This is a genomic window from Acinetobacter sp. WCHA39, from assembly GCF_002165385.1.
Classification (GTDB): Bacteria; Pseudomonadota; Gammaproteobacteria; order Pseudomonadales; family Moraxellaceae; genus Acinetobacter.
In genome coordinates this window covers 20,835-31,240 of the sequence record NZ_NHRP01000009.1, presented here as the reverse complement: position 1 = coordinate 31,240, position 10,406 = coordinate 20,835, and the positions used below count along the sequence as shown (strand labels likewise).

Below are 10,406 nucleotides of genomic sequence, written 5' to 3'. Positions count from 1 at the left end.
TTTCACGTGCCCATGGTGTGGTACGCAAGAATCGTAATGATGATTTAACACTTGGGTCTATGCAAAAACATCTAATTTCAATTTTGCGACTTAAGCCTTCAAAGCCACCGTAGTAATCCAATAATTCATCCAAAATGTCAGCAAGTTTTTTGCCGTGTAAAGGGTCATTGGAGGTGTTCATAATAGATCAATCGTATTTTGGGTGGCTATTATTATAACCTGGGCTAGTTGGAAAAACTCGCTTTGAGTATTTGTGATAATCATAAAGGGTGAACCGTACCGAGTTTGTTGGAGCCCCATTTTCTTGAGATAAGAAGGATTGCTTCGCAAGACGTAGCAAAGCGTAGTGTCCCGATATGGAAATCATAAATTAATCAGTTTTAAAAAGTTCCTCTTGGTGTAATACAGCCATAGACTTATGTAGGGTAACAGGCGCTATGTCATCTAACTCATTAAGCTGAACAGATCGTGGGCGACCAATACATGCTAGATGTAAGCAAAATTTAAATGCAGCAAGAGCATGACCATCTTTTACTGAGTAGAGTTGTAGACGAGGAAATTCCTCTTGAGTTGATGGATGTTTATCTGTTGATGCTTTTGCTAATTTGAAAAGTTGAGGCTGTTGTTTAGCATCTAACTTTGTTTGCAAATCTTGTCCAAGTAAGTGCCAAAATTTGGCAGGAAATAAAGCCTTAACTTGGGAGTAAAAATGTTCGAGTTGATCGATATCCTTCCAGCGATAATGGATACCTGTATGTGATGCGGTCACTCGATTCAAAAATATATTCAGGACGCATGCAATTTGTATTGGATTTTTACGAGCTATTTTCTGTAGATGTTCAAAAAAATAAGTCACCGCATGAAGCTCTTCAGCGCTATCAAGCATTGCTGGTTTTAAGTGGGTTGAGCTATCAATACTAAATAAACGTGGATTCCCTTTTTTTGATTTAATGTTTGCTAAATTTAGAGCATTTTCATACCAATAATTGACGAGTTCTTCTGGCAAGCACATACGTTGAGCTGTACTTTTAGGATCTTGAGTAGTCTCCAATATATTGAGCGTTTCATAGAAGCGTTGAAGTGAAATTTTAGAATCTTCTGTTCCAACAAAGAAATCAAAAAAATCATGGGATTGATCTATTTGTAACGACAGTTCATCTAAAATGTCAGTAGCATTACTTTGAAGCCATTTTGTTTGATCGTTCAATAATATAGTTGCTAGAACGGCCTGGTATTTTTCAAAATTAAAGTCTTTTTCATCATTTGTTATTTGCAAATTTTTAAACGTTGCATTGTGTCCCATAATTTTTTTAGCCAATTCATTAGGCATATCTGGATGATGTTTTAGTAGTTTTTGACCAGCTATGAAATAACTTAAATGAATATAGCTTTTGAATGTTTCAACTGGCTCTATATGTCCTAAGAGATGTGCAATAACAAACCAATGGTTTTGTCCATGTTGATTTTGAAGTAGCTCAGCTCGAATTTTTTGATATTCGTTTTCGCTATAGTCGGTTAGCTTTTGCACAAGTGGTGCATATTCACAGTTCAGTAAAAGCGATAAATGATTCGCTGCAGTGTGACGAAAAGAGTGAAAGGAGTAATGATGCCCTTTAAAGATCTGATTTAATATCAGTTTTAGGGGTACGGTGACAGTGTGTTTATTCAGTTTTTTATTTTCATTCAAGTTGCTGAATAAATATAAACTTTTCTTATTCTCTAAACGTTTTTCAACAACAAACTCGCTAAAAGATTGGTACTCATCATCTTTAAGCAAAGCGTAGGCAGGCACAATCCGTTCCGCACTATCAGTTTTGAGCAGATGTTGATTCCCTTGCTTTTTTGAACCATAAGGTTGAACCCAGATTGAAAATTGATTTAAACCCTCGATATCTTTTACACGTAACCCGAGTATTTCGTTAATACGCATACCAGTACGGTAAGCCAAAATATAAATAATTTTTAATAATTTATAGTGATGGTCTGAGATGGATTGGTCATGTAAGAGCTGATTTAACTTCTTTAATATGACTTGGAAGGCTGTGTGACCTATGATGCGTGCCCGTGGTCGACTTTGCGATGCAATAAATTCAAGTTCAAAATCTTCTGCTTGAAAAACAATTTGTTGAAAGGTGTGAAAGCGTTTCAACATGCGGATTGTTTGGTCTTTAGATTTTTTAAACTCAGGTCGATCTGCTTCATCAGCAAGTCGTGTATTGCTAATGATTTGTTGATAGATTTTGTTCAGCAGATCATTAATGTCATCGTCGGCATCGAAGTATTGTAAGGCATGAGTTAAAAACGGTTCTGCGATCCGGGTGTAATATGTATAGATTGAACTATCTGCGAGTTTTTGATTGTCTTGAAATGCCTTCGTGTACTGAGTTGTATCAAAATCAAAGGTGGTTGATAATTCTTTTATTTGCTCTGAACTTGGTCGATAGAGACTGATGAGCCACAAAATAATACGTTTAGAAAACTCATTAAACTGCTCTTGGTGACGCAGGCAAAAATCAATAATGAGTTCAGCAATAGGTTGGTCCGTTGATGATGTGCGAATTATTTTCAGCAAGTTTTTATGAATAAATATCACATTCTCTACCGCTTCAGACGTATTGAGATCTGGTAGGACTTTGGCTGTAGAAGAGACATTTCGTTCGATTTCATCACTTAATTGAGTTTTAAATTTTGGGAATGCAAAGTTTTCAAACTCATGTTCTGATAAACCACACGTGAGTGTGTTTTCTAACAAACATTGTGAAAGGGCAGGATCAACATCTGCATTCTGCAGTTGTAGCCAATTAAAATTGGCGTAGTCACGTAAAAACTTAAAAGTCTTTTTGGTGTATGGATGTTTTACTTTTTGAAAAATGAGGTGCAGATACGCATTCACGTCTAGACTGATGTCACGAATTTGTCTTGTATTGAAGTGAATGAGCCAGAGTCGTGTGAGTTGATCTGGAACAAAATTACGTGATTTTCGTATTGTTTTTTCATCAACAAATAGATCGCCATAGCTTGGAGAAAGTGGCTCTAAAAAGATGATATTAAAATCGAAAATTTTTTGGATTTTTTCAGGGTTTTTTAAATGTTCGAGCAAAGCATTTAATGAAGCTGTTTGATTTAATCCACCGTATAACATTGAGCAAAGCAGAATATTCCCAATAATTTCATCATCAGAAAAAGCGGAACTATCTTGAGCAAGAATCCAGTAATCCCACAGCTTTTCGAGGATGATGTCAATTTCATGACCTGCTTGGATCCAATCTAGGGTGAAAATTGGTTCATCGCGTTTCATCTCAAAGGTGAGATAAGGTAGTGGGAGGTCTAGGTTATTACTTTTATTGAGGTCTTTGATATATGTTCGGAAGAATTCATGAGCATATTTTTTCCAGGCAAGATTCGGTGCTTTACGTTTAATAAACTCATAAATTGCAGGATAAGCTTGAATTAAGTCTTCATTTGAGAATTTTTGTTCATCAAAGTATTGTCGGAGCTCTTGTTCTGCACCAGCTCGTATGTCGTTTTTAGACTTATCTCGTTTGAATTGACGTCTGTCTTCAGCATAGCGTTTTTCTGAGATTTTTTTATTGCGTGATGACATGAGCTTCAACACCTGTAATTTTAAAATATGTTTTCATTTGCTCTAAAACATCTGCAATTTTAGAAAATTGAGAGAGCGATAAACTGGAAAATGGATGTGCTGCTTCTTGTTGCATGAGCTCATGCCCAAATAGAGCTAAAATTTCAGGTTCAGAAAATTTATGAGTCAAAAATGCACGAGCTGTGTGGCGATGCCAATTTTCATGATCAAGTCCTAATTCAGGATGGAAATCTTTGACTGTAGAAGGACTTAGTGGTTTCCACTCATCATTTTGGATGATTCCCAAAAAGGGCAGCTTACTTGCTTCTATTTGTTGTATGACATCACTTAAAGCTGGATGACTCATCATGATTTGAGTCGAAAAATATTCTAAAAATTTAAGGAATTTTTTTATCTCTTCAACTAAAAATGAACAAAGCGGAATGAGGCGTCCGAATCCATTACGGCCGCCTACTTCTTTGTCAGAAACCATCAAAATTTGGCGTTTTAAATTAAAGTTTTTAAGAAATCCAGGGAATTCAGCAACGGGGCGTGCTGCTGTAAAAAGAAGGAGGATATGCCATAGCCAGATATTATAATGATTAAAGATTGAAATTAGATCATCTTCGGCTTGTGAAAAAATATTAAATTTCAATACAGCAAAAATCTCTGTAATGACCTGTGGTTTTGGAGCTTTACGACTACCAAAATGAGTTATTGAATCAGGGAGCGAACGTACACAGCTTTCATATGTGCTTGCTACATCTGCACAAAGTGATTTTAGAATATCAATATATTGTGCATGTAATCGTGGAATATTCTGATGACAATAAGAAATAGATGATGACTGATTGGCATCAATCCCTGTGATTAAATCTGCGAGTTGTTTATTCCCTGTTTTTGCAAGAACCGTATGATGCAGTAGAGAACTCACCTTTACGACAGACAGTTTTGGAATCAATAATTCTTGCCTTAATTTGCGTAAATATTGCTGTATATCATCGAAACTAACCGAATCCATTTTGCGGAGATCCTCAATGAATAGATTCGGGATTGGAATGTCTAAATAGATCGTCTGATTAAGTAAGCTTGTTGAATACTCAAAATCACGGTTCTCAAATACATTAAATTTACTGTTTAAGAAGAATTGATCATTTTTATGGATCAATTTTTGGCGGTTATTTAAGTTTTTAGCTCGCTTGCTTTGTATATATAGCCACTCATTCACACTGTTGCCTGTCAAAAATGCGAGCATCAGGATTAAAGCACTTTTATTTTGATGTTCAGAGTAGTCCACATGAAGTCTTTTCAGTAGATGGTTCACGCTAGATGGATTCGGAAAAAAACTACTCGACGTAAGTAAATGTTCTTTGCGTTGAATATGTTTTGCAACAAGCGGTAGAACATAGCTTTGACTCGTTTCTGAATGTGCTGCGAGTGGTGTGACGTCAGTTGGATTGACAACAATTTGCCGATTAATCGGCTTATCGATTAAGGTTTCTATACTCAGTGCCTTAGGCGAGGCCCCTTTTTTGATTTCGATACTTTCTTCAATGAATTGTTCTTCATCAAGAAACTGATGTTGAAGCTGCGTATCGATACTTGCACGTGCAATCTTCGCTTTGTTTTTTAAAATGTAGTTAAAAGTAATCCGAATATCATTGAGTAGATTGCGATCAAACTCAGGCAATTCATCCGTATCTAATGTGATCAGATGTTGAATAAATTGTTCTAAGCTCTGTGTTGGATCTTGAAGATAGGTACTCCAGAGACGTTGATACTCTTCTGTATTTTGATATTTTTTTTCAGTATCTAAATTTTTATTTGCAGTCCTAAAGCGTTGGAATAAGCGCTTTACGGTATTGAAGTGTTCTGTGTGTGCTTGTTTAAAAAGATCTGGCTTGAGCTCAGGAAGAGCAATTAAATAAATTGCTGCTTTTAAAACTAGAATATTCCAATTTTTTGCATGCGTCTGCGATTCAGATAATTGCGAAATTGAATTGATATATGACGTAATGGGTAAATCACTGATCTTAACTTTTTTAGAAAAAGAGATTACTGAAGGTTTGGGCAGATTTGACTGAAATTCTACATCGATGTCAAAGCAATCGAGATTGAGACCATCTAGACAGTTGTCAGTATGTTGAGAAGACAATAGTTCAATCACAAAGTTGATATGTTGTGCACGTTCAAATTGCTCATCACCGAACAATTTTTCAATTGTTCTTTTAATTGAAATCATTGGTAAATCAAAATGTTCGTTTAGATCATTAGACATTTAAGATCTCCAAATTTTTTCTGCACTCAGATCGCTATTTGAGTGATCTAAGAGATCTTTTACACATCTGCTGTGTAATGATAATTCATTAAAAATCTGTGTACGTTCTTGCTTGATCTTTTTCATCCGCTGATTGAGTTGGTTTCGAGAGCATGAAAGTAGTTGTGCTAGCAGTTCCAGACTCATTTGATGATGTGGCTTTAAAGATGATTTTTTGTTAAGAGTTAATAGTGTTTGACGTGAAAGATGTGTATTAATCAAGTGCAATGTTTTTCGTGGGTTCAAAGGCTTAATGTCAAATTTTGTAGATTTGATGAATTGAATAAATTCACGACTGCATAACTCCATCAGAAATGCTAACTCATCATCTGAAAAAGATTGTTGATTGTGAATAATTAAAGTGACTTCATTAATATCTTGCTTTAAATAGCTAAGATATAAGTGAATATTATTGAAAATCGAGTAGCCATCAAATTCTGAAGTTTTCCACACATGGAGTTCTTTTATGCGATTAGAAATATCTAAATCTGCAGTGAGATTTTTAAACATATTTAAGTAGCATAAGTTGAAACCATACGCCTGTGGATGAATGGTGATTCTGCTTTTTTTGAAATTTTTTAGAGTAATTATCTGTGTTGCTGGAAACTTTAAAAGTAGTTCAGATGTCAAATCCATGTGTGTTATTGAATAAAAATAATACAGTAATACTTACGTATATTTGGAGCTTTTGAAAATGGCAGGAGGAATCATTTTTTTCTTGTTTTTAAAGTTTATTTATTATTGAAAGTTTCAAATTTTCCTTCTCGATTAGATACTCACTATTAGTTAGCTATATTTGTGAGTTGGCAAAAAATATCATGTTTCTATTATGATGTTCACATAGCAGATTACAATGAATACAGTAGGGATGGGTACAGTTGATTATTACAATAACAATGCTCAAATTTGATCTTTTTTAATGGTAATTAAAACCCAACAGGAGTCAATTTTTGATAAGTATGTAGACAAATTTAACATGATTGATATCGGGAGCCGTATATGGAAATTAAACAACTGAAACAGGTAGAAGTCGTTACAGATGTTGTATGTGATGTATGCAACCAATCAACGAAATTGGAGTTTGGAACTTTATCGGCGCATTGAGGCTATGGTTCCAAGCATGACGGGGAAAGATATGAATTGCAGTTATGTGAGAAATGTTTCTTTTATACCTTGGCGACATTAATAAAAGAGCGAGCAGATGAGTTTATGTTTGATGAAAATTTTGACCCTTCAACACTAGATGGGTTTGGGTTGAAGTGAACCTATCATCGCGACAGGTTCTAAGAATCCAGAAAATACTGACTCAGATCCAAGCCAGCAGCTTCATTTTTAATGGCGAGTAAGGAATTCAGGAAAAATATTTTTCTTTGCTTCGAGGTCACTGAGTTCGGAAAATGCTTGAATACCGCCTGCGGCTTTAATTCCATCTATAGCAACAGATAGAGCTTCCTGATCTGACGGGAATGTTTCATCCCATACCGTAGAAGTACCATTTTGGTTTACCACTTCCAGTGTCCAGTTACTATCAGGTAATCGATAAATGAGAATTTCAACTTGCTCATTATCCTCTTGTAAAATTTGAGACAAGGGAGAATCGATTAAATCATTTTCATCATAATCCAGAGTACTGTCATTATCAGACATCAGTGGCAGCCTTTATTGTATTTAACATCCGTCCATAGTAATGAGTGAATTTAATTTTGCCTAGAGGAATAAATGTTATGGGTACAAAGGTCGGCTAATTCTAAAAAATAATAGCCCCGACAATAAAACAAAATAATCCAAAAATTACCCAAATCCCGACATTCGATTTGGGTTTCTCAGTATGTGATGTATAGAATGGTTGTTGTTCCTGAGTAGGATTTTTTTGGTTGCCAACTCTGTTCTTATAGGGCTGGTGTTTTGAATAGGATAGGCCTGTGCCTGGAATACCAACGCTGGTTCGGGTGCCTTTTTTGCCAATATTTAAAGAAGCACCAGGTTTGCTAATGCTTGCACTGCTGATGCCTTTATGCGTCAGATTGATTTTTAATCCAGGTAATATTTTAATACTCTTGCGAAATCTGAAGCCCATTTTTTTTCCATTTAAAAGAACCAGTTTGGTTTCTATCTCAGTTGTCCGGATACAGTGAAATAAGAGTTTGATTCATTCATAGGACTGATCATTTGACTTATCTAGTGAAATATCAGTATGTTCTTTAACATAAGATATTGGCTTTTAGACAATGAATCAAACATCAAATTATTACAATCAACATGCTCAAGCATTTTTTGAAAATACCTATCAGGTTGAGATGGAAAGTCTTTACGCACCATTTCTAAGATATTTGCCAGAACAGGCATTGATCCTGGATTTGGGCTGTGGCTCGGGGCGGGACACTTTGGCATTTAAGAAAAAAGGCTATCAAGTTGAAGCAATTGATTATTCTGCCGAGCTGGTTGAAAAGGCGAGAGAGCTGACAGGTATCGAGGTACGTCAGCAAAGTTTTTATGAGCTGAATGAAGTAGCTAAGTATGATGGGATTTGGGCTTGTGCTTCTCTTTTGCACTGTGAAAGAGATCGCCTGACTGAAGTGCTGGCGCGCATATTTAAAGCATTAAAGCCAAATGGTGTGTGTTATATGTCTTTTAAATATGGCGATACAGACCGTGAGAAAGAAGGGCGCAGCTTTACTGACTTGAATGAGAAACAAGCTTACGACTTACTCAAACAAATAGATCAGGCTTTACTGTTACAGCAATGGATTACTGTAGATAAACGTCCAGACCGTACAGAAGAGTGGATCAACGTAATATGGAAAAAGCAATCACATGCTTTTGATTATTACCCACAGCGTTTATACAGTCGTGCCGAGTTAATGAAAGAGCCCTCTTTGATTCCTGCAGAACACGGGATTTATTTTTGGTGGTTCAAAACAAATCCACTGGGAATCCCAACAAAAAACTGTATAACGTATCAAGAATACACTTTGTTGTATGTTGGCATATCGCCTGACAAAAAGACTAAACCAAATAGTAAATCAAACTTGAGAATACGGCTTAAAACACACTTTACAGGTAATGCAGAAGGTTCAACACTAAGACGAACATTGGGCATACTTCTGGCTGAGATGAGTGGGTATCCGCTTAGAAGAGTAGGGTCAGGTAATCGCATGACTTTCACGCATTCAGGTGAGCAATGGCTGGATGCATGGCTTGAAGATAATGCATATGTGTCCTGGATAATTTGTGAAGAACCTTGGAATGTTGAGGAAAAGGTTTTTGAACAAACGATACTGCCACTCAATTTGAAAGGTAATCAGCACGAGTTTAAAAAAACCCTTTCAGCTATGCGTAAAAAAGCCATTCAAAATGCGAAAATGATGGAAATCGCTACGGAAGCAGGATTACAAAGACAGGTGAAGCTTCAACATGTGGCAGGATGATCACTTTATAGAAAATAATAAACCTACACCCAACGAGCAGCTGAAATTCTTGAAGCATATTCAGCAGATATTGCAGTCAGGGACTTTTACTTCGACATATAAGTTTGCTTTGCTGATAAGTATCACGCGTCTGGCGATTGAACAGGGTCAAGATACCGGTGCTGCCTTGCATTTGGAATATCAGGATATTGCGGAAAAGTTTATTGACTTGTACTGGAAACAGTCACTGCCGTTTCAGTTTAACCAGTATGAGCCTTTTACTATTCATCAAAGCACTGGTAAGCAGGCAAAGATCATCAGTGAAATTCAGAATGCACAGCAACAATTCAAGACCTTGGCCGCGTTGAGAAAGGATGTACTTTACTGGAACAGGCTGAAGCGAACAGTTGCGACAACGGTAAAGCAAATGCCGGTAGTATATTTGCAGAATCTGAATGGTCAAACGGTAGAATTTCTCTATTGCCTTGAAGACTCAAAACAGTCCCTCAAGCTTTTACCCAAAGTGATGTATTGTTTGAGACAGTTTAGTGAAATTATTGAAGAGCTTTGCCAGAAGCGCTGGATTGATTTTGTCCGGCTGAATAAGCAGAACCTGGTGGTACTGGATGGTTTGCCTGACCTAGATGAATTCATGTTTGCTCCAAGTCGTAATCAATTGGGGCAGGTTGCGGACTTCTTAATTGACTTACAGCAATGCCAGTGTTTTTACTGTGGAAAAAGTCTCAAAAATTCAAAATATGCCGTGGATCATTTTATTCCATGGTCTTTATATCCTGCCGATACTGGACATAATTTTGTCCTAGCGGATGAAAAATGCAACTCACAAAAAAGTAATTATCTGGCGTCCGAGCAATTCCTAGATCAATGGAGAGAACGTAATCATTTACATGATCGACTAATCACTCAAGAGATTTCTCAATTAGGTTTTCTAACCGATATGCAGCGTTCGCATCGGGTTGCCGACTGGGCATATAAGCAGGCAATAGAGAATGAGTATTTAGTTTGGTTGGGTGGAAAAGAGAAGAAGATATTTGTCGCAGTGTATTAAGTTTTAAAAATATTTTTAACTGTATGAATC

General features: G+C 36.4%; 8 protein-coding genes and 2 pseudogenes. 4 read left to right on the top strand and 6 right to left on the bottom strand.

All coding sequences use genetic code 11. The features are described 5' to 3' along the window. The 4 genes from CDG56_RS06235 to CDG56_RS06220 all read right to left on the bottom strand — a co-directional run. Positions 1-181, bottom strand: a 181-nt coding sequence (locus tag CDG56_RS06235) for a VF530 family protein (protein WP_087547284.1), incomplete at its 3' end; no start/stop codon positions are given. A gap of 189 nt (positions 182-370) precedes the next feature. After that, a complete protein-coding gene (locus tag CDG56_RS06230; protein ID WP_087547283.1) occupies positions 371-3,604 on the bottom strand; it encodes a site-specific integrase in 3,234 nt (1,077 codons plus the stop codon). Then, the gene (locus CDG56_RS06225; protein WP_087547282.1) at positions 3,588-5,861 is read right to left on the bottom strand and encodes a hypothetical protein; all 2,274 of its coding nucleotides are present in this window, start codon (positions 5,859-5,861) and stop codon (positions 3,588-3,590) included. The genes CDG56_RS06230 and CDG56_RS06225 overlap by 17 nt, the downstream gene beginning before the upstream one ends. Further along, on the bottom strand, positions 5,862-6,536 hold the full coding sequence (locus CDG56_RS06220) for a hypothetical protein (RefSeq protein WP_017395410.1): 675 nt from the start codon (positions 6,534-6,536) through the stop codon (positions 5,862-5,864). Positions 6,537-6,899: 363 nt separating this feature from the next. On the opposite strand from CDG56_RS06220, the pseudogene CDG56_RS17260 reads away from it, so the two are divergent. Then, a pseudogene (locus tag CDG56_RS17260) lies at positions 6,900-7,163 on the top strand (hypothetical protein). 69 nt (positions 7,164-7,232) lie between these two features. Here the strand turns inward: CDG56_RS17260 and CDG56_RS06210 are convergent. Next, positions 7,233-7,547, bottom strand: a complete 315-nt coding sequence (locus tag CDG56_RS06210; protein ID WP_087547281.1) for a hypothetical protein — start codon at positions 7,545-7,547, stop codon at positions 7,233-7,235. Positions 7,548-7,647: 100 nt separating this feature from the next. Continuing rightward, positions 7,648-7,977: a DUF4236 domain-containing protein gene (locus CDG56_RS06205; protein ID WP_087547280.1), complete on the bottom strand. Its 330-nt coding sequence runs from the start codon at positions 7,975-7,977 to the stop codon at positions 7,648-7,650. Positions 7,978-8,128: 151 nt separating this feature from the next. Between CDG56_RS06205 and CDG56_RS17515 the strand changes: the two are divergent. The 3 genes and pseudogenes from CDG56_RS17515 to CDG56_RS06195 form a co-directional block, all read left to right on the top strand. Continuing rightward, positions 8,129-8,707 (top strand): annotated as a pseudogene (locus tag CDG56_RS17515) (class I SAM-dependent methyltransferase); the annotation flags it as partial. Positions 8,708-8,761: 54 nt separating this feature from the next. Further along, a complete protein-coding gene (locus tag CDG56_RS17570; protein ID WP_033133982.1) occupies positions 8,762-9,328 on the top strand; it encodes a GIY-YIG nuclease family protein in 567 nt (188 codons plus the stop codon). Beyond that, positions 9,315-10,376 (top strand): HNH endonuclease, encoded by a 1,062-nt coding sequence (locus CDG56_RS06195; RefSeq protein WP_087547278.1) that lies wholly within the window; start codon positions 9,315-9,317, stop codon positions 10,374-10,376. Before CDG56_RS17570 ends, CDG56_RS06195 begins: the two co-directional genes overlap by 14 nt. Positions 10,377-10,406: the final 30 nt, after the last annotated feature.